Genomic DNA, 337 nt, shown 5'->3' with positions numbered 1-337 from the left:
CACCCACCACCCCAACCCGAAGGCTGAGTTCACTGGGGCCGGCGTTCGAAGGAACAGGCAAAGCCCGTGCCCTCAGACACCCAACAGCGTGCCCGACACCCTCGTCAGATGATCCACGTTCCACGCCGAAGCAGTACTAGTAGCCTTCTTACCGAGTGTGCCGAGTAGTCAACGTTCCACCCATGAGCAACCAGCATCAGACATTCGCTGATGTTCTGGCCTCTGACCAAGCCAGGCTTGGTGAGAAGTGCTCCTTAGAAAGGAGGTGATCCAGCCGCACCTTCCGGTACGGCTACCTTGTTACGACTTCGTCCCAATCGCCAGTCCCACCTTCGAC

At 58.5% G+C, this 337-nt stretch carries 1 rRNA gene; it reads right to left on the bottom strand.

Annotated elements, in window-relative coordinates:
* Positions 1-258: 258 nt before the first annotated feature.
* Positions 259-337: ribosomal RNA gene (locus ADK86_RS17540) — 16S ribosomal RNA — on the bottom strand; the annotation flags it as partial.

Source organism: Streptomyces sp. NRRL F-5755 (genome assembly GCF_001279365.1).
Lineage (GTDB): Bacteria > Actinomycetota > Actinomycetes > Streptomycetales > Streptomycetaceae > Streptomyces > Streptomyces rimosus.
This window is presented reverse-complemented; position numbering and strand designations above follow the sequence as displayed.